This is a genomic window from Agrococcus baldri (assembly GCA_900114805.1).
Classification (GTDB): domain Bacteria; phylum Actinomycetota; class Actinomycetes; order Actinomycetales; family Microbacteriaceae; genus Agrococcus; species Agrococcus baldri.
This window is the reverse complement of record FOZN01000002.1, coordinates 424,123-444,759: the sequence shown is the minus strand read 5'-3', so window position 1 is coordinate 444,759 and position 20,637 is coordinate 424,123. Positions and strand designations below refer to the sequence as shown.

Annotated in this window: 20 protein-coding genes; 9 read left to right on the top strand and 11 right to left on the bottom strand. The window is 71.8% G+C overall.

The window, feature by feature from the left end; genetic code table 11:
• Positions 1–10 precede the first annotated feature (10 nt).
• On the bottom strand, positions 11–1,030 hold the full coding sequence (locus BM288_RS06295) for an LLM class flavin-dependent oxidoreductase (protein WP_092917004.1): 1,020 nt from the start codon (positions 1,028–1,030) through the stop codon (positions 11–13).
• Positions 1,031–1,244: 214 nt separating this feature from the next.
• Here BM288_RS06295 and BM288_RS06290 point away from each other — a divergent pair, with 214 nt between their 5' ends.
• From BM288_RS06290 to BM288_RS06270, 5 genes are all read left to right on the top strand, one after another.
• Positions 1,245–2,762 carry a dicarboxylate/amino acid:cation symporter gene (locus BM288_RS06290; RefSeq protein ID WP_092917002.1) on the top strand — a complete coding sequence of 506 codons (1,518 nt, stop codon included), beginning with the start codon at positions 1,245–1,247 and terminating at the stop codon, positions 2,760–2,762.
• Between the two features lie 262 nt (positions 2,763–3,024).
• Positions 3,025–3,462, top strand: coding sequence for an iron chaperone (locus BM288_RS06285; protein WP_092917000.1), 438 nt, complete (start codon positions 3,025–3,027; stop codon positions 3,460–3,462).
• Between the two features lie 191 nt (positions 3,463–3,653).
• On the top strand, positions 3,654–6,257 hold the full coding sequence (locus tag BM288_RS06280; protein WP_092917772.1) for an ATP-dependent Clp protease ATP-binding subunit: 2,604 nt from the start codon (positions 3,654–3,656) through the stop codon (positions 6,255–6,257).
• Positions 6,258–6,353: 96 nt separating this feature from the next.
• Positions 6,354–7,358, top strand: coding sequence for an NAD(P)/FAD-dependent oxidoreductase (locus BM288_RS06275; protein ID WP_092916998.1), 1,005 nt, complete (start codon positions 6,354–6,356; stop codon positions 7,356–7,358).
• A complete protein-coding gene (locus BM288_RS06270; protein ID WP_318255370.1) occupies positions 7,351–7,941 on the top strand; it encodes a uridine kinase family protein in 591 nt (196 codons plus the stop codon). Before BM288_RS06275 ends, BM288_RS06270 begins: the two co-directional genes overlap by 8 nt.
• Here the strand turns inward: BM288_RS06270 and BM288_RS06265 are convergent.
• The 8 genes from BM288_RS06265 to paaA form a co-directional block, all read right to left on the bottom strand.
• On the bottom strand, positions 7,926–8,627 hold the full coding sequence (locus tag BM288_RS06265) for a DUF805 domain-containing protein (protein ID WP_092916996.1): 702 nt from the start codon (positions 8,625–8,627) through the stop codon (positions 7,926–7,928). The genes BM288_RS06270 and BM288_RS06265 overlap by 16 nt on opposite strands.
• Positions 8,628–8,723: 96 nt before the next feature.
• Positions 8,724–9,464, bottom strand: coding sequence for a maleylpyruvate isomerase family mycothiol-dependent enzyme (locus BM288_RS06260; protein WP_092916994.1), 741 nt, complete (start codon positions 9,462–9,464; stop codon positions 8,724–8,726).
• A gap of 40 nt (positions 9,465–9,504) precedes the next feature.
• Positions 9,505–10,278: an enoyl-CoA hydratase/isomerase family protein gene (locus BM288_RS06255; RefSeq protein WP_092916992.1), complete on the bottom strand. Its 774-nt coding sequence runs from the start codon at positions 10,276–10,278 to the stop codon at positions 9,505–9,507.
• A gap of 36 nt (positions 10,279–10,314) precedes the next feature.
• Positions 10,315–11,463, bottom strand: coding sequence for a 1,2-phenylacetyl-CoA epoxidase subunit PaaE (gene paaE / locus BM288_RS06250; RefSeq protein WP_318255424.1), 1,149 nt, complete (start codon positions 11,461–11,463; stop codon positions 10,315–10,317).
• Between the two features lie 11 nt (positions 11,464–11,474).
• Positions 11,475–11,993 (bottom strand): 1,2-phenylacetyl-CoA epoxidase subunit PaaD, encoded by a 519-nt coding sequence (gene paaD / locus BM288_RS06245; RefSeq protein WP_092917766.1) that lies wholly within the window; start codon positions 11,991–11,993, stop codon positions 11,475–11,477.
• A 50-nt stretch (positions 11,994–12,043) separates the two neighbouring features.
• Complete coding sequence (gene paaC / locus BM288_RS06240; protein WP_092917764.1) at positions 12,044–12,868, bottom strand: 1,2-phenylacetyl-CoA epoxidase subunit PaaC; 825 nt, start codon at positions 12,866–12,868, stop codon at positions 12,044–12,046.
• Positions 12,869–12,993: 125 nt separating this feature from the next.
• Positions 12,994–13,299, bottom strand: coding sequence for a 1,2-phenylacetyl-CoA epoxidase subunit PaaB (gene paaB / locus BM288_RS06235; protein WP_092917762.1), 306 nt, complete (start codon positions 13,297–13,299; stop codon positions 12,994–12,996).
• 79 nt (positions 13,300–13,378) lie between these two features.
• On the bottom strand, positions 13,379–14,383 hold the full coding sequence (gene paaA / locus BM288_RS06230) for a 1,2-phenylacetyl-CoA epoxidase subunit PaaA (protein ID WP_092916990.1): 1,005 nt from the start codon (positions 14,381–14,383) through the stop codon (positions 13,379–13,381).
• A gap of 125 nt (positions 14,384–14,508) precedes the next feature.
• Here paaA and paaI point away from each other — a divergent pair, with 125 nt between their 5' ends.
• The 4 genes from paaI to BM288_RS06210 all read left to right on the top strand — a co-directional run bounded on the left by paaI (position 14,509) and on the right by BM288_RS06210 (position 17,938).
• Entirely contained in the window at positions 14,509–14,955 is a 447-nt protein-coding gene (paaI, locus tag BM288_RS06225) for a hydroxyphenylacetyl-CoA thioesterase PaaI (RefSeq protein WP_318255369.1), read from the top strand.
• Complete coding sequence (gene paaK / locus BM288_RS06220) at positions 14,952–16,292, top strand: phenylacetate--CoA ligase PaaK (protein ID WP_092916988.1); 1,341 nt, start codon at positions 14,952–14,954, stop codon at positions 16,290–16,292. Before paaI ends, paaK begins: the two co-directional genes overlap by 4 nt.
• Before the next feature lie 91 nt (positions 16,293–16,383).
• Positions 16,384–16,998, top strand: coding sequence for a TetR/AcrR family transcriptional regulator (locus BM288_RS06215; protein WP_092916986.1), 615 nt, complete (start codon positions 16,384–16,386; stop codon positions 16,996–16,998).
• 250 nt (positions 16,999–17,248) lie between these two features.
• Positions 17,249–17,938: a transglycosylase family protein gene (locus tag BM288_RS06210; protein ID WP_092916984.1), complete on the top strand. Its 690-nt coding sequence runs from the start codon at positions 17,249–17,251 to the stop codon at positions 17,936–17,938.
• Between the two features lie 136 nt (positions 17,939–18,074).
• On the opposite strand, the gene BM288_RS06205 is transcribed toward BM288_RS06210, so the two are convergent.
• Together BM288_RS06205 and paaZ are read right to left on the bottom strand one after the other, a co-directional pair.
• On the bottom strand, positions 18,075–18,473 hold the full coding sequence (locus BM288_RS06205; protein ID WP_092916982.1) for a nuclear transport factor 2 family protein: 399 nt from the start codon (positions 18,471–18,473) through the stop codon (positions 18,075–18,077).
• A gap of 80 nt (positions 18,474–18,553) precedes the next feature.
• Positions 18,554–20,629, bottom strand: a complete 2,076-nt coding sequence (gene paaZ, locus BM288_RS06200) for a phenylacetic acid degradation bifunctional protein PaaZ (protein WP_092917758.1) — start codon at positions 20,627–20,629, stop codon at positions 18,554–18,556.
• Positions 20,630–20,637: the final 8 nt, after the last annotated feature.

The following is a 20,637-nucleotide window of genomic DNA, read 5'->3' as shown; positions in this document are numbered from 1 at the left end:
GAGGGGCGCATCAGTCGCGCCAGCCGAGCGCGCCGGCCAGGGCGCCGAGCGAGGCCAGCAGGTGCGCGTTGTAGTCGTAGCCGAGCTGGCTCGGCAGCGCGAACAGCACCGTGTCCGCCTCCTGCACCGCCTCGTCGGCGAGCAGGCGACGGGCGACATGCTCGGGCTCGCCCGCGTAGGTCGGGCCGCTGCGGGCCGCCCCGCCGTCGAGGTGGCCGACGCCGTCCCGCTGCTCGTCGGCGAGGCCGAAGTAGCGGCGGTCGTCGTCATTCACGATCGGGAAGGCGCTGCGCGTGACGGCCGTGCGCGGCTCGAGCGCGTGCCCCGCCGCGGCGTAGGCGTCGCGATAGGCGCGCACCTGCTCGGCCTGCTGCACGTGGAAGGGGCGGCCGTCATCCTGCAGCAGCAGCGTGGAGGAGAGCAGGTGGTAGCCGTGCTCGGCCGCCCACAGCCCGCTCGCGTGGTTGCCCGCGCCCCACCAGAGGCGATCGGCGAGACCGGGCGAGCGCGGCTCGACCGGCAGGTCGGGACGCTGGCCGAGCTGCATCGCGCGAGCCGAGCGCGCCTGCGGTTCACCCCGCAGCGCCCGGCGCACGTGCGCGGCGCGGTCGCGCGCCAGATCCGACCAATTCGCCCCGTCCGGCAGCGGCAGCCCGAAGCGCTCCTGGCCGTCAGCGGCGCGCTCGGGCGAGCCGCGCGAGATGCCCAGCTGCAGCCGGCCGCCGGTGATGAGGTCGGTGGCGCTCGCGATCTCGGTCATCGCCAGCGGCTGTTCGTAGCGCAGGTCGATCACGCCGGTGCCGAGCTCGAGCGTGGACGTGCGCGCCCCCATCGCGGCCAGCAGCGGGTACGGGGTGGCGAGCGACTGGTCGAAGTGGTGCACGCGCACCCAGGCGCCGTCCAGCCCCGCCTCCTCGGCCGCGACCGCCAGGTCGACGTGCATGCGCAGCGAGTCGCCGGCGGTCGGCACGCGCGAGCCGGGCACGTCGCGGTAGTGCCCGAAGGAGAGGAAGCCGATCCGTTTGCGCATGGTCGGTGGAACGGCCCCGCGCGCGCCGGCATTCCGCTGTGCGGGCGCGGGTCACGTTCACCGCCCTGCTGATCGGCCTTCGCGCGCGCCGATCGGCCGTCGGGCTCCATCGAATGTGACGAATCGTGTCGATATGGATGCAATGAGGCGTGATGGGAGGTATAACTGAATGAGCAACCGGGCGACGTGGCCCGGACACCCACCCACCGCATCCATGAGGAGCATTGTGTCCGCGACCACACAGCGCGCACCCGCGCGCGCACCGAAGAGCCGAGCCCGTACGCTGCTGGGCTCGTTCGGCTTCCAGATCACGCTCGCCCTCGTGCTGGGCGTCGTGCTCGGCCTCATCGCCCGCCAGATCGGCCCCGGCGCTGAGGATGCCCCGAACGCGCTCGCCGCGACGCTCGCCACGATCGGCTCGAGCTACGTGGCGCTGCTGAAGACCGCGGTCGTGCCGCTCATCCTGACGGCGATCATCGCCTCGATCGCGCAGCTGCGGAAGGTGCAGAACGCAGCGCGCCTCGCCGGTCAGACGCTGCTGTGGTTCGCGATCACCGCGGCCATCGCGGTCTCGATCGGCATCACGCTCGGCACCACGCTGCAGCCGGGCTCGCGCGTCGACACCGGCGCGCTCGAGACCGCTGAGCCCAGCCGCGTCGGCGGCTGGTGGGACTTCCTGATCGGCCTGGTGCCGCAGAACTTCCTCGGCCTGACCGTCTCGACCCGCGCATCCGACTCTGGTGACATCACCGCATCGGTCGGCTTCAACGTGCTGCAGGTGATCGTGATCGCCGCCGCCATCGGCATCGCCGCGCTCAAGCTCGGCAAGAAGGCCGAGCCCTTCCTCGACTTCACGCAGTCGGCGCTGAAGGTCATCCAGAAGGTGCTGTGGTGGATCATCCGGATCGCCCCGATCGGCACGGTCGGCCTGCTCGGCAACGCGGTCGTGCAGTACGGCTGGGAGAAGCTCGGCACGCTCGCCTGGTTCGTGGCCGCCATCTACCTCGGCCTCGCGCTCGTGCTGTTCGTCGTCTACCCGGTGCTCATCAAGACGCACGGGCTGTCGATCCGCAAGTACTTCTCGGGCGTCTGGCCCGCCGTGCAGCTCGCCTTCGTGAGCCGCTCGTCGATGGGCACGCTGCCGCTGACGCAGCGGGTGACCGAGCGCAACCTGGGCGTGCCGCGCGAGTACGCATCGTTCGCGGTGCCCTTCGGCTCGACCACCAAGATGGATGGCTGCGCCGCGATCTACCCGGCCATCGCCGCCATCTTCGTCGCGCAGTTCTTCGGCATCGAGCTCACGCTCATCCAGTACGTGCTGATCGCGTTCGTCTCGATCGTCGGCTCGGCCGCCACCGCCGGCACGACGGGCGCCACCGTCATGCTGACGCTGACGCTGTCGACGCTCGGCCTGCCGCTCGAGGGCGTCGGCCTGCTGCTCGCCGTCGACCCGATCGTCGACATGGGCCGCACGGCGATCAACGTCGCGGGCCAGGCACTGGTGCCGACCATCGTCGCCAAGCGGGAGGGCATCCTCGACCTCGGCCTCTACAACGCCGAGCGCGGCGACGTGCCCTTCGCGGACGACGCCGACGACCTCGACGAGGCGGCGCCCGCGGCGCCGACCGGTGCGAGTGCGTCAGGCGGTGCGGATGCCTCGGCCGACTCGGGCGCGGACGACCAGCCCGGCGCGGGTCGCGACGAGCGCCGGGAGCCGGTACCGGTCGCCTGACGCGGGTGGGCCGCCTGGCGCGGCCCACCGCATCCGCCCTTGGACCCCTTCGGAATCCGCGGACCCGTTCGATCGGGACCGCAGATCTCGGAGGGGTCCAGCGTTGGTTCGGGCATCTCGCGGCATTGTTCGGGCATCGCTCCGGCATCGCGCAGGATCGGAGAAGCGCGAGCAGGGCGCACGCGGCATGATCGATGGCAGCACACAGCGCGACCCACGCGTCGACGCGCGGCGCGCACACCCGACGAGAGGAACGGCACCCATGGCTGACGACGACGGCAAGCTCTCCGACTTCGAGAAGCAGGCGCTCAAGGAGCGCACCGCCGAGCTGCGCAAGCAGGCCGGCCGCAAGGGCGGCAGCAAGAAGGAGAAGGACCTGCAGGACGTGCTCGACACGATCGCCGGCCTGCCCGAGCCCGACAAGCAGATCGCCCAGATGATCCACGAGGTGGTCACCGAGGTCGCCCCCGAGCTCGACCCGAAGACCTGGTACGGCTTCCCCGCCTACGCGCGCGACGGCAAGGTGCTGGTGTTCTACCAGCAGGCCTCGAAGTTCGACGCCCGCTACGGCACGCTCGGCTTCCAGGACAACGCGGCGCTCGACGACGGCGACATGTGGGCGGTCTCGTACGCGATCGTGAACGTGACGGATGCGGTGCGCGAGCAGGTGGCGAAGCTCGTCAGGAACGCGGCCGGCTGAGCCGTCGGCGCCCCAGCGCGACCGCCGACCCGTCAGGACGTCATCCGACCGGACCATCCGGCCGTCGCCGCCTCTGTCGGGTTGCCGGCGCGGCGCGCTCGCCCTCGGCGAACGGGAATGCGCTCGCGGTCGGAGTGTTCTAACTTGAGTCAGAGACACTCAAGTTTGGAACGACCACGAGGGGTATGCACATGGCAGCCATCTACGGACCGGTCGGCGACGGATCGTTCGACGACCTCATCGCGCGACTGATGCAGCAGGGCGGGCGCACGCCCGCAGCGCGCTCGATCGACGTGTCGAGGCTGATCTCGCGCCGCACCGGATCGGTGATGGCCAGCGCGCTCGAGTACGCCCGCGAGCACAAGCACCCAGAGGTCGACGCGCTGCACCTGCTGCACGCGCTGCTCGAGCTGCCCGAGTTCGCCGCCGGGCTCCAGGGCGCCGGCGCCGACGTCGACCAGCTGCGCGAGACCATCGCCGATCGCCTGCCGGCCGAGGGCACGACGGAGGTCTCCGGGCCCCCGAGCCTCACCGCATCCGCTCAACGAGCACTGCGCGATGCCTACCAGCTGGCGCGCGCCAACGGCTCGAGCTACATCGAGCCGCAGCACCTGTTCTTCGCGTTCCTGCTGGCCGGCGACAGCGCCGCCGGCGCCGTGCTGCAGGAGGCCGGCGTCACGCAGGAGTCGCTGCAGCGCGGTGCGATGCAGGCGCAGCGGCAGGCCGCCGAGGCGCAGCAGGGCCGCACGCCGTCGAAGGCGATCGACCCGAACTCCACCACGCCCACGCTCGACGAGTTCGGCATCGACCTCACCCAGCGCGCCCGCGACGGCGAGCTCGACCCGGTCATCGGCCGGGCCGACGAGATCGAGCAGACCATCGAGATCCTCTCGCGCCGCACCAAGAACAACCCGGTGCTGATCGGCGAGGCAGGCGTCGGCAAGACCGCCATCGTCGAGGGGCTCGCCCGCGCGATCGTCGAGGGCTCGACCTCGGCCGGCACCGTGCCGAAGTCGCTGCACGGCAAGCGCGTCGTCGCGCTCGACCTGACCGCGATGGTCGCCGGCACGCGCTACCGCGGCGACTTCGAGGAGCGCATCACCAAGGCGATGGACGAGATCACCGCGCACAAGGATGAGCTGATCGTCTTCCTCGACGAGCTGCACACGATCCTGGGCGCCGGCGGCGGCGGCGAGGGCGGCATGGACGCCGCGAACATCCTGAAGCCGCGGCTGGCGCGCGGCGAACTGCACATGATCGGCGCGACCACGCTGGCGGAGTTCCGCCGCATCGAGAAGGACGCCGCGCTCACCCGCCGCTTCCAGCCGGTGCTGGTGGCCGAGCCGAGCGTCGAGGACGCCGTGCTGATCCTTGACGGGCTGAAGTCAGCCTACGAGGAGCACCACCGCGTCAGCTACACCGACGCCGCCATCAAGGCGGCGGTCGACCTCTCGCACCGCTACATCAGCGACCGCTTCCTCCCCGACAAGGCCATCGACCTGATCGACCAGGCCGGCGCACGCCTGCGCCTGCGCCTGGGCGCGAAGGTCGACGTGGATGCCCTGGTGAAGGAGAAGGAGCACCTGGAGGAGGAGAAGCGCCAGGCCGTCGCGGCCGAGGAGTTCGAGGAGGCGACCCGCCTGCGCGACCGCATCGGCGCCATCCAGGCGTCGATCGAGTCGGGCTCGGGCGAGGACGGCGTCGTCGACGAGGCGGCGATCGCCGAGGTCGTCGCGCGCGCCACCGGCATCCCCGCGTCGCGCCTGACCGAGGGCGACAAGCAGCGGCTGGCCGTGCTGGAGGACGAGCTGCACCAGCGGGTCGTCGGGCAGACGGATGCGGTGAGCGCGGTCGCGAAGGCCGTGCGCCGGTCGCGCTCGGGGCTGGGCGACGCCAGCCGCCCGATCGGCTCGTTCCTCTTCCTCGGGCCCACGGGCGTCGGCAAGACGGAGCTCGCGAAGGCGCTGTCGGAGAGCCTGTTCGGCTCGGAGGGCGCGCTCGTGCGCTTCGACATGTCGGAGTTCGGCGAGCGGCACACGGTCGCGCGGCTGATCGGCGCCCCTCCCGGGTACGTCGGCTACGACGAGGCCGGGCAGCTGACCGAGAAGATCCGCCGCCAGCCCTACTCGGTGGTGCTGCTCGACGAGATCGAGAAGGCGCACCCGGATGTCTTCAACCTGCTGCTGCAGGTGCTCGAGGACGGCCGCCTCACCGACGGCCAGGGCCGCACGGTCGACTTCCGCAACACGGTCGTCATCATGACCTCGAACCTCGGCGGTGAGTTCCTCGCCTCCAAGTCGGGGCCGATGGGCTTCCAGGCGGGAGACGCCGCCGGGGCTGCCGACGAGCTGCGCGCGAAGGTGATGGGCAAGCTGCGCGAGCAGATGCGCCCGGAGCTCATCAACCGCATCGACGAGATCGTGCTGTTCCAGAAGCTCGAGCGCGAGCAGCTGCAGCAGATCGTCACGCTGCTGCTCGACCGCGTCGGCGACCGGCTGCGGACGCAGGACATCGAGCTCGAGGTGACGGATGCGGCACTCGGCTGGCTGGCGGAGCACGGCTACGAGCCCGAGTTCGGCGCGCGGCCGCTGCGCAGGCTCATCCAGCGTGAGGTCGAGGATCGGGTCGCCGACCTGATCGTCGGCGGCCTCGAGTCGGGCACCGTGCGCGTCGACGTGGCGGACGACGCGATCGCGGTGACTGCCGCGGGCGCTGAGGCGCCCGCCGCACCGACCGTCGAGGAGCCCACCGCGTCCGCGCCCGAGGAGCCCACCGCTCTCGCGCCGGCCGAGTAGCCGCGCGCTCGCGCTCTTCAGACGGGCCAGTGGTTTGGCAACACGATTATCGGCGTCGCCCTACCGCTCGCCCGTCTGACGGACGAGGATGGGCGCATGAGTGAGCGGATCGCCGTCATCGGCGCCGGCGTGATCGGGCTGTCGATCGCGCACGAGCTCGCCGCCGCGGGCGCGCCCGGCCGCACGGTCACGGTGCTGACCGAGCTCGACTCGCTGGTCACCACCTCGGCGGCCGCAGGCGCCATCTGGTTCCCCTACGAGGCCGAGCGCTCGCCCGCCGTCGACGTCATGCTCGAGGCCTCGCTGCGCCGCTTCCGCGCGATCGCCGAGGATCCCGACGCGGGCGTCGACCTGCGCGAGGGCATCATCATCGAGCGCTCCGCCACGCCCGAGCGCTCGTGGACCCGGTGGGTCGACGCGCGCGAGGCCTCCGCCGCCGAGCTGCCCGCAGGCGCCACCGGCATGCGCACGCGGCTGCCGCTGGCGACCATGACGCAGTACCTGCCCTGGCTGCAGGCGCAGTGCCACGCGCTGGGCGTGCGCCTCGAGCAGCGGTCGGTGCCCGGGCCCGAGCAGCAGGGTGTGGATGCGCTGGCGCACGACTTCGACATCGTCGTCGTCGCCGCCGGGGTGCGCTCGGGCGCGCTGCTGGGCGACGACGACACGGTGGTGCCTATCCGCGGCCAGGTCGTGCGGGTGTCGAACCCCGGCTTCTGGGAGTTCCGCATCGACGACGAGGGGCCCGAGGGCATCACCTACGTGCTGCCGCGCCGCGACTGCCTGGTGCTGGGCGGCACGCACGAGGTGGGCGCCATCTCGCTCGATCCCGATCCCGAGATCGAGGCCGGCATCCTGGCGCGCGCCGCGGCGCTGGTGCCTGGGCTCGCCGGCGCCGAGATCCTCTCGCGCGCCGTCGGGCTGCGGCCCGCCCGTGCGACGCTCCGCATCGAGGAGGTGCCCGGCCGCGCCCTGCGGGTCATCGCCGCGTACGGGCACGGCGGCGCGGGCATGACGCTCTCGTGGGGCACCGCCGAGCGCGTCGCAGCGCTCGTGGGCCCGGCCCCCAGCTCCACCGCGCAAGACCAGGACCGACGTGGCTGAGACCGTGACGGGCGCCGACGAGCTGGCGCAGCGCATCCGTCAGCTCGGCGAGCAGGGCGCCGTCACCGTCGTCGGCATCGCCGGCTACGGCGGCTCGGGCAAGTCGACGCTCGCGAGGGCCCTGCAGGCGCTGCTGCCCGGGGCGGCGCGGGTGCGCGGCGACGACTTCCTCGACCCGCTCGGCAGCCGCGAGCGCAGCGACGAGTGGGCTGCGCTGCATCGCGACGAGCTCGCGTCGGTGCTCGAGGCGATGGGCGCCGGCCGGCCGGCGATGGTCCATCCGGTCGACTGGGCGACCGGCGGGCGGCAGCCGGCGCGCACGCAGGAGCCCGCGCCGATCGTGCTCGTCGATGCCGTCGGGCTGCTGCACCCCGTGCTGCTGCCGCTGCTCGATCTCACCGTGTGGGTCGATGTGCCGCTCGCCGAGTCGATGGAGCGAGGGATGCGTCGCGACCGTGAGGCGGGCGCCGACCACGACACGCTCTGGCGCGAGGTGTGGGCGCCGAACGAGCGCGGCTTCGATGCGCGTCACCGGCCGCGGGAGGCCGCCGACGTGCGCATTGTGCCTCAGGCGCCGGGCTGACCGGGCTGGTCGTAGGGCCCGCTCGACTGCTGCGGGTAGCCGCCGCTGTAGGGCTGGTCGCCGTAGGGCTGCTGGCCATACGGCTGCCCGTATGCAGGACCTGCTTGGCCGTGACCCTGCTGCAGCCCGTAGCCCTGCGGCTGCGCGTAGCCGGCGGGCTGCTGCCCGTAGGCCTGACCGTAGGCGGCGTAGGCAGCCGCCTGCTGCGCCCGGTATGCCGGGTCGAAGCGCACGCCGAGCGGATTCGACGGGAAGAAGCACATGATCAGCGGCACGATGCCGAGACTGATGAGCTGCAGCAGCGCGAAGGCGCCGTGGAAGTTCGCGTCCTGCAAGCGCCGCCACATCACCGCGAGGCTCGGCAGCACGACCGCCAGCGCGACGAGGAGCATCGGGATCATCCAGCCGAGCATCGCGAACATCGCGCTCATGATGGCGGTCGGGTCGCCGTTCGGATTGGTCGTGTCGAGCCGGATCGTCTCGACCATCAACGCGACGTATGCGATCCAGAACGGCACCTGCGCGACCAGCATGATCAGCGTGGTGAAGAGCGTCGCCCACCAGAACTCGCTCCGGCTCGCACGGCCCGAGAAGACGACGTAGCCCCTGAAGAAGCGCTGCACTGCGGTGCCGAACGAGACGCCGGGCAACGGCTGGCCGATGGGGATGACGCTCGGGTTGCTCATGCGCCCATTCTCCCGGACGCGGGGCGGTTGGCGCGCCGATCGCTTGGGTAGATCTGCCCCGTCGACCGGCGCAGCAGGCGAGGGCTCGGCGCTTCCTCAGGGCGTCAGCCCGGCCCGCACGACCGCCTCCGCCAGAATCCGGTCACCCGTCACCTCGACGCCCTCGGCGGCGAGCCGGTCGTCGTCCGGGACGCCCCGTCCCCAGGCCAGCAGCGCGAGCGACCGCGCGGGGCCCGCGATGACGACCTCCGGCGCGTCGTCGGCCGCACCGCCCAGCGTCAGCGACGCATCCGCCCCCTCCGGTCGGAACACGATGCGTGCCGCGGGCCGGGCGACGCGCTCGAGCCGCAGCTGCCGCGGGTGCATGACGGTGACGACCTCGTCGAGGCAGTCGACCCACGCCTCGTCGCCGGGCGCGAAGCCGTCGGCGGCGAGCGGCTCGCCGATCGCGGTGCGCAGATCCCAGAGGTGCACGAGCGTCTCGTGCGCCTGCCGCCGGTGCCAGAAGCGCACGGTGCCGGTCTGCTCGGCCCTCGGAACGCCGTCGTCGACGAGCGCCCAGGCGCGGGCGCCCGGGTCGAGCTCGGCGAGCGTCTCGCGCAGCTCGGCGGCGCACTCCGCGTACAGCTGCGGCACGTCGAAGGGGCCGCGACCGAGCGGCGTCTCCTGCGTGCGGCGCGCCTGCGCGGCGGCCCAGTGGTGGATGCGCGCGAGGTGCACGACGAGCTTCTCGACCGTCCACCGGCCGAGCCAGGGGATGGGCGTCGCGAGGTCGGCCCGCCGGGTGCTCGCGAGGAACTGCTCCTGGCAGTCGGCCAGCGCGCGCAGGTGATCCATGGCGGCAGGCTACGCCGTGCGGCTGGCCTGGCCGGCCGCCTCAGCCGCGGCCGGTGAAGCTCGGCTTCCGCTTCTGCTGGAAGGCCGCGAACCCCTCGCGGAAGTCCTCCGTCTGGGCCAGCGCGACCTGCGCCGCGTTCTCGGCCTCGACCGAGCGCCACAGCCCCTGCCGCTCGTCGCGCAGCCCGCGGAGGATCTCCTTGGTCGCCAGGAACGCGAGCGTCGGCCCCTGCGCCGCGTGCGCGGCCGCCGCCCGGGTCGCTGCCAGCACCTCGTCGTCGGGGAAGGCCTGCGAGAAGAGCCCGGCCGCGACCGCCTCGGCGCCCGACATGAGCCGTCCCGAGTAGATCAGGTCGAAGGTGCGGTGCGCGCCGAGCCGCTCGAAGAAGAGCGCGTGCCCGCCCGAGTCGAGCGTGGCGCCGAGTGCGGCGAAGGGGCTGCCGAGCTTCGCCGACTCGGCCACGTAGACCACGTCGGTCGCGATCAGCAGCCCGAGCCCGATGCCGAGGCACGCGCCGTGCGCGACCGCGAAGGTGGGTGCAGGGAAGGCCGCCATCTGCTCGAGCAGCGGCTGCAGCCTGCCGCGCAGGAAGCCGGAGGCGTCGTCGGTCACCGGGTCCACTTGCGAGATGTCGCGGCCGGCGCAGAAGGCCTTGCCCTCCCCGCGCAGCACGAGCGCGCGCACGCCCGCCTGCTCGGCCTGCCGGTACGCATCCGCCATCTCCTGCAGGGCGGATGCGTCGACCGCGTTGCGCTGCTCGGGCGCGTTCAGCACCACCTCGGCCACGTCGTCGGCGATGGTCAGCTCGATCATGGGACTCCTTCGTCTCTGCTCGATCACCGTAATGGTCTAGACGTCGTAGTCGACGACCACCGTGTCGGTCTTCGGGTGGGACTGGCAGGTGAGCACGTAGCCGCGCTCGAGCTCGTCGGGCTCCAGCGCGTAGTTCTCGGTCATGTTCACGCTGCCCGAGACGACCTTCGCGCGGCAGGTGCCGCAGACGCCGCCCGCGCACGCGAACGGCACGTCCGGCCGCACGCGCAGGGCGGCGTTCAGGATCGACTCCTGCGCCGCCACCGGGCTCTGCACCTGCGACGACTGCCCGTCGAGGGTGAAGTCGAGCGTCCAGGTGTCTTGGCCCTCCTCGACGACCACCGGCCTGCCCCGGTCGCCCGCGGCATCCGTCGGCCTGCCCGTGGTGAACAGCTCGTAGCGCACGTGCGAGGGGTCGACGCCGGCGCCCGCGAGCACGTCGCGGCACAGCTGCACGAGCTCGAACGGCCCGCACAGGAACCACTCGTCGACGCTCTCGGGGCGGATGAGCTCGGCGAGGATGCGCTCGAGCCGCTCCTGGTCGATGCGGCCCGACATCAGCGGCGCCGCGCGCTGCTCGCGCGAGAGCACGTGGTGCAGGGCGAGGCGCGCCGGGTAGCGGTCCTTGAGGTCGGCGAGCTCCTCGATGAACATCACATCGAGCGTCGAGCGGTTCGAGAACAGCAGCGAGAAGGTCGAGCTCTCGCTGCCCGAGAGCACCTCGTTGGCGAGCGCCATCATCGGCGTGATGCCCGATCCCGCCGCGATGCCGACCACGTGCACGCCGTCGACCCGGTCGAGCGACGAGGTGAACGAGCCCTCGGGGCTCATCACGTCGATGCGCTCGCCCGCCTGCAGCTCGCTGTTCGCCCAGGTCGAGAAGCGGCCGCCCAGGTCGCGCTTGATGGCGACCGAGATGCTGCCGGGGGTCGGCGGGCGGCAGATCGAGTAGGAGCGGCGCATCTCGTGGCCGTCGATGGTCTTGCGCAGCGCCAGGTGCTGGCCGGCGACGTAGCCGAACGCGTCGTGCAGCTCGTCGGGCACCGCGAAGGTCACCTCGACCGATTCGGCGGTCAGCGGCCGCACCTCAGCCACCTCGAGGGCGTGGAAGCGGCCGCGGCGGCGGGCGGATGCGGTGGCGCCGGGCGCCCCGCCGGTCGGCAGGCCCTGGCTGCCCAGGTTGATCGCGGCCACGCTCAGTGCACCTTGAAGTGGTCGAAGGGCTCGAGGCACGCCAGGCACTCGAAGTGGCTCTTGCAGGCGGTGGAGCCGAAGCGCGAGACCTCGCGGGTGCGCAGGCTCTGGCAGCGCGGGCACTTCACGCCCAGCATCACCGGGATCGGGCCGCCTCGCTCGCCCGCGCGGTGCGTGGGCGGGGCGATGCCGTAGGCCTCGAGCTTCGCCTTGCCGGCCTCACTCATCCAGTCGGTGGTCCAGGCGGGGCTGAGGGTGAAGTCGACGGTGATGTCGCGGTAGCCCTCGGCGGTCAGCGCCAGCAGCACGTCGTCGCGCATCTGGTCGATGGCCGGGCAGCCCGAGTAGGTGGGGGTGAGCGTGACGCGCACGCCGGATGCGTCGACCTCGACCGCGCGCAGCACCCCGAGATCCTCGATGGTGAGCACGGGCACCTCGGGGTCGGCGACCGCCGCGGCGACCTCCCACGCGCGCTGGAGCTCTGGAGCGGAGGCCCTTTCGGGCCTCCGCCGCGACGCCAGCGCCGAGGCCCGTCCCGGGCCTCGGTCGTCGCGCGCGGCCTCGGTGCGGCTCACCACGTCGCCCCCGGGTGGCGGCGCGCCAGCACCTGCATCTCGGCCAGCAGCGGGCCCAGGTGCGTCGAGTGGTTGCCGTGGCGGCCGCCGCCGGACGACGAGCCGATCTTGCGGCCGACGTAGTCCGCAGGCTCTATCTCGGCCTCGGCCAGCACCGCGTTCCAGATCTCGTCATAGCCGGCGCGCAGGCTCGAGGGCCGCGGCGCGATGCCGTCGAGGCGGTCATGCAGCTCGTCGTCGCGGAAGAGCTCGTCGGTGTACGTCCACAGGTCGGTGAGGCCTTCGAGCAGCCGGCGGCGCGACTCCTCGGTGCCGCCGGCCAGGCGCAGCGTCCACTGCACGGCGTGGTCGCGGTGGTAGGCCACCTCCTTGACCGACTTCGCCGCGATGGCCGCGAGCGACGCATCCGTCGACTGCGACAGCGCCGTGTAGAGCTCCTGCATCCAGATCGCGGCGATCAGGCCGCGCACGGTGGTGTGGGCGAAGTCGCCGTTCGGCTGCTCGAACAGCCACGCGCAGCGGAACTCGTGCTCGTCGCGGAAGTAGGCGAGGTCGTCCTCGGACTTGCCCGTCGCGCTGCCGGCGTAGTGCAGCAGGGATCGGGCATGGCCGAGCAGGTCGAGGGCGATGTTGCCCAGCGCCATGTCCTCCTCGAGCTCTGGCGCGCGCGAGATCCACCAGCCGAGCCGCTGGGAGAGGATCAGCGCGTCGTCGCCGAGCCGCAGCGCGTACTCGGCGATGTCGGCGGTGGCCTTGGCGGAGGGCACGCCCGAGAGCTCGGCGGCGAGGTCGAGCTCGTCGACGGTGACCTCGCCGTGCACGTCGGCCGCCTCGGCGTCGTACTCGGCGTTGACCGCAGCGGCGTCGCGCTGCTTCGGCTGCGCGGCGTCGCTCGGGTCGACGGGCTGCGGCTCGGCGGTGAGCTCGGCGTCGTTCAGCTGCGCGTTCACAGGTGCGGCACCTCCGCGCTCTTCTCGTAGTACTTCGCGTGCCGGTAGTTCTTGCCCGCCGGGCTCTCGAAGAAGGCGCCCTTCTGGTCGGGGTCGCTGGTGGTGATCGCGCTCGAGCGCACCACCCACACCGAGACGCCCTCGTTGCGGCGCGTGTAGAGGTCGCGCGCGTTGCGCAGCGCCATGTCGTCGTCGGGCGCGTGCAGCGAGCCCACGTGCACGTGGCTCAGCCCGCGGTTCGCGCGCACGAACACCTCGTACAGCGGCCAGCCCTCGCCGGCCACATCGCCTGGTGATGCCATGGTCACTCCATCTCGTCAGTTGAGGTTCTGCGTCCGAGTTGAGGCTGCGACGGGCGCAGAACCTCAACTCGGCAGATCATCATGCGGCCTGGCGCTCGCGCGCCGCCTGCTTCTCGGCGTACGCGGCGGCGGCCTCGCGCACCCATGCGCCGCTCTCGTGCGCGTCGCGGCGGTGCTGGATGCGCTGCGCGTTCGCGGGCCCGCGGCCGGCGAGCACCTCGTTGAACTCGGTCCAGTCGATCTCCGACATGTCCCACTGCTTGGTCTCGTCGTTCCAGCGCAGGTTCGGGTCGGGCAGCGTCAGCCCCAGCACCTCGGCCTGCGGCACGAGCATGCCGACGAAGCGCTGCCGCAGCTCGTCGTTCGAGAAGCGCTTGATCTTCCACGCCATCGACTGCGCCGAGTTGGGCGACTCGTCGTCCGGCGGGCCGAACATCATGAGCGAGGGCCAGTACCAGCGGTTCACGGCGTCCTGCGCCATCTGGTGCTGCTCGGGCGTGCCCTGGCTGAGCTCGAGCAGGATCTCGAAGCCCTGCCGCTGGTGGAACGACTCTTCCTTGCAGATGCGCACCATCGCGCGCCCGTAGGGGCCGTACGAGGCGCGGCACAGCGGCACCTGGTTGCAGATCGCGGCGCCGTCGACCAGCCAGCCGATCGCCCCCATGTCGGCCCAGGTGGGCGTGGGGTAGTTGAAGATCGACGAGTAGCGGGCGCGTGACTCGATCAGCTGCTCGGTCATCTCGTCGCGCGAGATGCCGAGCGTCTGCGCGGCCGAGTAGAGGTAGAGCCCGTGGCCGGCCTCGTCCTGCACCTTCGCCATCAGGATGGCCTTGCGCTTGAGGCTCGGGGCGCGCGAGATCCAGTTGCCCTCGGGCTGCATGCCGATGATCTCGGAGTGCGCGTGCTGCGAGATCTGCCGGATCAGCGTCTTCCGGTATGCCTCGGGCATCCAGTCGCGCGGCTCGATGCGCTGGTCGGCCTCGATGATCGCGTCGAAGGCGGCCTGCGCCGAGGCCTCCTCTGCCTCGGTCAGCTCGCGCTGGTCGTCAGGGCGAGCGGATGCGTCGGGTGCGGTGAGCGTCATCGTCGACTTCCTCCTGTGGTCGCGTGCGGCAACGAATTAGTGACCGAACGTTCAGTAAGTATAGACTCGCCCCGTGCGGGGCTGCAACGGCCCCCTGCCGAGAACGCCGACGCAATGGAGCGCGCATGCCGCAGGAGACGACCAGGGACGAGTCGTGGCTGGCCACGATCATGGCCGAGACCGACAACGCCAAGGCGGCGTTCGGCATCGAGATCGCCGAGCTCGAGCGCGGCCGCGCGGTGCTGACGATGACGGTCGCCGACTCGATGGTGAACGGGTTCGGCATCACGCACGGCGGGCTGGTGTTCACCCTCGCCGATACCGCCTTCGCCTACGCCTGCAACGAGGACGAGCACATGACGGTCGCCTCCGGCGCCGACATCACCTTCGCCAAGGCGACGCACGCCGGCCAGAGGCTCACCGCCACCGCCGAGCGCCGCTGGAAGGCGGGCCGCAACGGCATCTACGACGTGTCCATCGTCGACGAGACGGGGGAGACGGTCGCCGAGTTCCGCGGCCGCTCCTTCACCACCAGCCGCACCGCGCCGACCGGACCCGGAGGTCCCGCATGAGCACCGCATCCGACGACCTTCAGGGCAGCGCGGCCCTGCGCGACAGCGGCGACCTGCGCGACAGCGGCGAGCGGCTCTCGCTCGACGAGCTGCGCGCGCTGCAGCTGACGCGCCTGCAGGAGACGGTGCGCCACGCCTACGCGAACGTGCCCACCTACACGCGCAAGCTCGACGAGGCGGGCGTGCACCCCGGCGACATCCGTGAGCTCTCCGACCTCGCGAAGCTGCCCTTCACGACCAAGGAGGACCTGCGCGAGTCCTACCCCTACGGCATGTTCGCCGTGCCGATGGAGGAGGTCACGCGCATCCACGCCTCCTCCGGCACCACCGGGCGGCCGACGGTCGTCGGCTACACGCAGGGCGATCTCGACAACTGGGCCGACGTGGTCGCCCGCTCGCTGCGCGCCGCCGGGGTGCGACCGGGCATGAAGGTGCACAACGCCTACGGCTACGGACTCTTCACCGGCGGACTCGGCGCCCACGCGGGCATCGAGCGGCTGGGCGCGACCGCCATCCCGGTCTCCGGCGGGCAGACGGTGCGGCAGGTGCAGCTGATCCGCGACTTCGAGCCCGACGCGATCATGTGCACGCCCTCGTACCTGCTGACGATCGCGGATGCGTTCGAGGACGCCGGGCTCGACCCGCGCGAGACGTCACTGCAGGTGGCGATCTGCGGCGCCGAGCCGTGGACCAACGAGATGCGGGCAGAGCTCGAGCAGCGGATGGCCATCGACGCCGTCGACATCTACGGGCTGTCGGAGGTCATGGGGCCGGGCGTCGGCAGCGAGTTCGCCGCGACGAAGGACGGCCCGACCATCTGGGAGGACCACTTCCTGCCCGAGATCATCGACGGCGACACCGGCGAGGTGCTGCCCGACGGGGAGCAGGGCGAGCTGGTGTTCACCTCGCTGACGAAGCGCGCGTTCCCGGTGCTGCGCTACCGCACCCGCGACCTCAGCCGGCTGCTGCCGGGCAGCGCGCAGCCGACGATGCGCCGCATCGAGAAGATCACCGGCCGCAACGACGACATGATCATCCTGCGCGGCGTGAACCTCTTCCCGACCCAGATCGAGGAGATCGCGCTCGACATCGAGCACCTCACCCCGCACTTCATCCTCGAGCTGACCCGCTCGGGCCGCATGGACGAGATGACCGTGAAGATCGAGCCGACGCCGCACGTGCCGCACGAGGTCTCGGAGGCGGCCGCGCACATCCTGCGCGTGCGCATCAAGGACCGCATCGGCACCTCGGTGCGCGTGCAGATCGTGCCGTGCGGGTCGTTGCCTCGCTCGGAGGGCAAGTACAAGCGCGTCTACGACCTGCGCGGTGGAGCGTGAAGCGGAGGCCCTTTCGGGCCTCCGCCGCGACCCCAGCGCCGAGGCCCGTCTCGGGCCTCGGGACCGCTGACGGCGCTGGGAGACTGGTGAGATGACCACCACGACCGAGCCCGCCGGGCGCCGAGGCCGCCCCGGCTACGACCGCGACTCGATGCTCGAGGTGGTCGTCGAGGCGTTCAACGAGCGCGGCTACGACGCCACCTCCCTCGGCGTGCTCGCGGCGAGGCTGGGCCTGTCGAAGTCGGCGATCTACCACCACTTCGACTCCAAGGAGCAGATGCTCGAGGTGGCGCTCGCGAACGCGCTCGACGCGCTCGAGGCCGTGTTCGACGCACCCGAGGCGACGACGGGGGCCGTCGTCAGCCGCATCCGCTTCGTGATCCGCGGCGCGGTGCTGGTGCTGTGCGAGCGCAAGCCCTACGTGACGCTGCTGCTGCGGCTGCGCGGCAACACCCCGATCGAGCTTGAGGCGATGGCGCGGCGGCGGGCGATCGACCGCAAGCTGCGCACGCTGTTCGAGCTCTCGCGCGACGAGGGCACGCTGCGCGCCGACATGGAGCCGCAGGTGGCCGAGCGGCTCACCTTCGGCATGGTCAACTCCATCGTCGAGTGGTACCGGCCGGACGGCCCGATCACGCCCGAGCAGCTGGCCGACTCGGTGCTGCAGCTGGTGCGCACCGGGCTGCGGGAGCCCGCCTCGCTGTGACCATGCCTTCCGAGGAGGTCGTCCGACGGGCGCGGCGACGCTGCTGAGGATCTGCCGTTCGAGCAACCGCGTTCGCCGGGAGCGCAAATCGTTACCGAACTGTGATGTTCGTGTAGTCTCGACGGCTTGAACGCGAAGGACGGCCGTCGAATCCGCCCCACGAGTCCTTCGTTCCATCGAATCGATATCTCCGGCCGGGCGGACGCATGCGCGGATCGCGCGTCGAGACGGGACCGCGGAGTTCAATGTGATGAAGAAGCAGACCACCACCGGCGTGAGCCGAACGAAGCGCGTCGCACTCGGCGGGCTCGTCGCGGGCGTCGCCACGGTCGCCACCGCCGTGCTCCTGCCGACCGCTGCGAACGCCGCGTCGGAGTCCACCTGGGACGCGCTCGCGCAGTGCGAGTCGGGCGGCAACTGGTCGATCAACACCGGCAACGGCTACTACGGCGGCCTGCAGTTCTCGCTGTCGACGTGGCAGGCCTACGGCGGCTCGGGCAACCCGGCCGACGCCTCGCGCGCCGAGCAGATCCGTGTGGCCGAGAACACGCTCGCCGGCCAGGGCTGGGGCGCATGGCCCTCGTGCTCGGCGCAGATCGGCGCCAGCGGCTCGGCCAACCCGAGTAGCACCCCGGTCGACGCGGCACCCGCGCAGCAGGCCGCACCCGCGCAGTCGAGCGGCGCGAGCAGCCAGGCCTCGAGCCAGGCCGCCCCTGCGGCGGCAGCGGCGCCCGCCGCGCCGAGCTACGAGCTGCCCGACGTCGAGCCCGGTGACGAGACCATCACGGTCGAGTCGGGCGACACGCTCTTCGAGCTCGCCGAGTCGAACGAGGTCGAGAGCGGCTGGCTGGGCATCTTCGCCGTCAACCAGGACACGCTGAGCGACCCGGACCTGATCATGGCCGGCCAGGAGCTCATCCTCCCCGCCGAGACCGAGTAGGCGACAGCCTCGACGGTGTGCGGTTGCTGCTGCCTGGACGTGTTCCGGCCGCAGCAACCGCACACTCATGTGCAGGGGCGGGCGCCGCAGACGTCCTCCGACCGGCAGTGGCGGCCCGCCCCGCGGGCGCCTCGAGTCACGCGGACGCCACCTCGACCCACTGCGAGCGCCAGGCGGGCGCATCGAAGGGCTCCGCCCAGTAGGCGGTCTCGCGCAGGATGCGACCGCCGGTCAGCTCGAAGATGAACACCGTCGCGTAGACCGCGCCGCCGCCGTAGTCGAGGCTCGCCTCGGCCACCACGAGGTCACCCGCGCTCAGCATCCGCCTCGGCGTGATCGTCGGCAGCTGCGGGAAGGCGCCGTAGACGCCGCGGCGGTTCTCGCCGCCCACCACCCGCTCGCCCGACTGCGGCCAGTCCATCACCGCATCCTCGTGGAAGAGCTCGTCCATCGCCTCGATGCGGCGGTCGTTGATGCACGCGATCAGCCGCTCGATGACCGCCTCGTTCTGCTGTTCGCGCGCCGCCTCGGCCATGGTGCGCCTCCCTCGTCAGGGACGGTGTACACCCGTGGCGGCGCGCGCGCCAGATGTCGTTTCGATGCGGCCTTACGGGCCTACTCGACGACCGGCTGCTGCGTCTTCGCCACGTAGGTCAGCAGGTCGTACTGCGCGACGACCTCGTCGTTCTGGTTGGTGAGCACCGCATCCCACCGCACCTCGCCGTACTCGTCGGTCTCGCGCGGCGTGATCTGCTTCGCGGTGAGCGTCACACGCATCGTGTCGCCGGGGGAGACGGGCGTCATGAAGCGCAGGTTGTCGAGGCCGGTGTTCGCGAGCACGGGGCCGGGCGCCGGCTCGACGAACAGGCCGGCGGCGAACGACAGCAGCAGGTAGCCGTGCGCGACGCGGCCCGGGAAGAACGGGTTCGCCTCGGCCGCCGCCTGGTCCATGTGGGCGTAGAAGGTGTCGCCGGTGAACTCGGCGAAGTGCTCGATGTCGTCGAGCGTGATCTCGCGCCGCTCGCTGACCACCTGGTCGCCGATCTCGAGCTCCGCGAGCGACTTCCGGAACGGATGCGCGCCCTCGGTCGACGAGGGAGCGCCCTGGTGCCAGACCCCGGTGACCGCCGTCAGCATGGCGGGCGAGCCCTGGATGGCGGTGCACTGCATGTGGTGGAGCACCGAGCGGATGCCGCCGAGCTCCTCACCGCCGCCCGCGCGGCCGGGCCCGCCGTGCACGAGCATCGGCAGCGGCGAGCCGTGGCCGGTGGAGGCGCGCGCGTCGTCGCGGTCGAGCAGCAGGATGCGGCCGTTGTGCGCGGCGATGCGGCGGGTCAGCTCCGCCACGAAGACGCCGTCGTGCGACGCGACAGAGGTCACGAGCGATCCGCCGCCGCGGGCCACCAGCTCGGCGGCCTGCTCGGGGGAGCCGTACTCGACCAGCGACGAGACCGGGCCGAACGCCTCGACCGAGTGCAGCGCATCCGCCTCTGCATCGGTGAACGCCAGCAGGGTCGGCGCGACGAAGGCGCTGCCCTCGGGCGCCTCGGCCAGCGTGCCGTCGGCGAGCGTGACGTGGCCGGGGTCGCCGCCGACCACGATCTGTCCGCCGCCCTCGCGCAGCTTCATGACCTGCTGCAGCACCTCGTCGCGCTGCTCGGTGGAGGCCAGCGGCCCCATGGTGACGCCCTCGCCGCGCGGGTCGCCGACGACCACCTTCGCGGCGATGCGGTCGCGCACGGCCGACGCCACCGCATCCGTCATGCCCGTGGGCACGATCGCGCGCCGGATCGCCGTGCACTTCTGGCCGGCCTTCGAAGTCATCTCGGTGACCAGGCCGCGCACGAACGCGTCGAACTCGGGGGTGCCAGGCGCCGCGTCGGGGCCGAGCACGGATGCGTTGATCGAGTCGGTCTCGGCGGTGAACCTGACGCCGCGGGCCTGCACGGCGTCGTGGCGGCGCAGGCTGTCGGCAGTCGTGGCAGAGCCGGTGAAGCCGACGGTGTCGCCGAGCTGCAGGTGGTCGAGCAGGTCGCGGGCCGAGCCGTTGACGATCTGGATGGCGCCGGCGGGCAGCAGGCCCGACTCGGCGAGGATGCGCACCATGTGCTCGGCGACGAAGCCGGTGGGGGTCGCGGGCTTGATGATGGTCGGCATGCCGGCGAGGAACGCGGGCGCGAGCTTCTCGAGCGAGCCCCAGACGGGGAAGTTGAAGGCGTTGATCTGCACCGCGACGCCGGGCAGTGTCGTGCAGATGTGGCGGGCGAGGAACGAGCCGTCCTTCGAGAGTGGCTCGACCGGGCCGTCGAGGTAGATCGTCGACTGCGGCATCTCGCGGCGGCCCTTCGACGAGTAGGTGAACAGGACGCCGATGCCGCCGTCGATGTCGACCCAGGAGTCCTGCTTGGTGGCGCCGGCCCGATAGCTGAGCTCGTAGAGCTCCTGCTTGCGCTCGGTGAGCGCGAGCGCGAACTGCTTCAGCAGGATCGCGCGCTGGTGGAAGGTGAGCGGCGCGAGGCTGTGCTGGCCGATCGTGCGGGCGTGCTCGAGCGCGGCCGCAGTGTCGAGGCCGCTGGCGCTCACGCGCACGACCTCGTCACCGGTGGATGCGTCGCGCACGACGGTCGCGTCGCTCGCGTCGGCGGGCTCCCACCAGGCGTCCTGGATGTAGCTGGGCAGCAGTCGGGTCATCGTCGTCT

Coding starts and splice junctions, on each gene's coding strand:
- BM288_RS06295 (WP_092917004.1), bottom strand. CDS start 1,030: ATGCGCAAACGGATCGGCTTCCTCTCCTTCGGGCACTACCGCGACGTG.
- BM288_RS06290 (WP_092917002.1), top strand. CDS start 1,245: ATGAGGAGCATTGTGTCCGCGACCACACAGCGCGCACCCGCGCGCGCA.
- paaK (WP_092916988.1), top strand. CDS start 14,952: ATGAGCACCGCATCCGACGACCTTCAGGGCAGCGCGGCCCTGCGCGAC.
- BM288_RS06275 (WP_092916998.1), top strand. CDS start 6,354: ATGAGTGAGCGGATCGCCGTCATCGGCGCCGGCGTGATCGGGCTGTCG.
- BM288_RS06210 (WP_092916984.1), top strand. CDS start 17,249: ATGAAGAAGCAGACCACCACCGGCGTGAGCCGAACGAAGCGCGTCGCA.
- BM288_RS06205 (WP_092916982.1), bottom strand. CDS start 18,473: ATGGCCGAGGCGGCGCGCGAACAGCAGAACGAGGCGGTCATCGAGCGG.
- BM288_RS06285 (WP_092917000.1), top strand. CDS start 3,025: ATGGCTGACGACGACGGCAAGCTCTCCGACTTCGAGAAGCAGGCGCTC.
- BM288_RS06260 (WP_092916994.1), bottom strand. CDS start 9,464: ATGGATCACCTGCGCGCGCTGGCCGACTGCCAGGAGCAGTTCCTCGCG.
- BM288_RS06215 (WP_092916986.1), top strand. CDS start 16,384: ATGACCACCACGACCGAGCCCGCCGGGCGCCGAGGCCGCCCCGGCTAC.
- paaZ (WP_092917758.1), bottom strand. CDS start 20,629: ATGACCCGACTGCTGCCCAGCTACATCCAGGACGCCTGGTGGGAGCCC.
- paaA (WP_092916990.1), bottom strand. CDS start 14,383: ATGACGCTCACCGCACCCGACGCATCCGCTCGCCCTGACGACCAGCGC.
- BM288_RS06265 (WP_092916996.1), bottom strand. CDS start 8,627: ATGAGCAACCCGAGCGTCATCCCCATCGGCCAGCCGTTGCCCGGCGTC.
- paaB (WP_092917762.1), bottom strand. CDS start 13,299: ATGGCATCACCAGGCGATGTGGCCGGCGAGGGCTGGCCGCTGTACGAG.
- BM288_RS06280 (WP_092917772.1), top strand. CDS start 3,654: ATGGCAGCCATCTACGGACCGGTCGGCGACGGATCGTTCGACGACCTC.
- paaI (WP_318255369.1), top strand. CDS start 14,509: ATGCCGCAGGAGACGACCAGGGACGAGTCGTGGCTGGCCACGATCATG.
- BM288_RS06255 (WP_092916992.1), bottom strand. CDS start 10,278: ATGATCGAGCTGACCATCGCCGACGACGTGGCCGAGGTGGTGCTGAAC.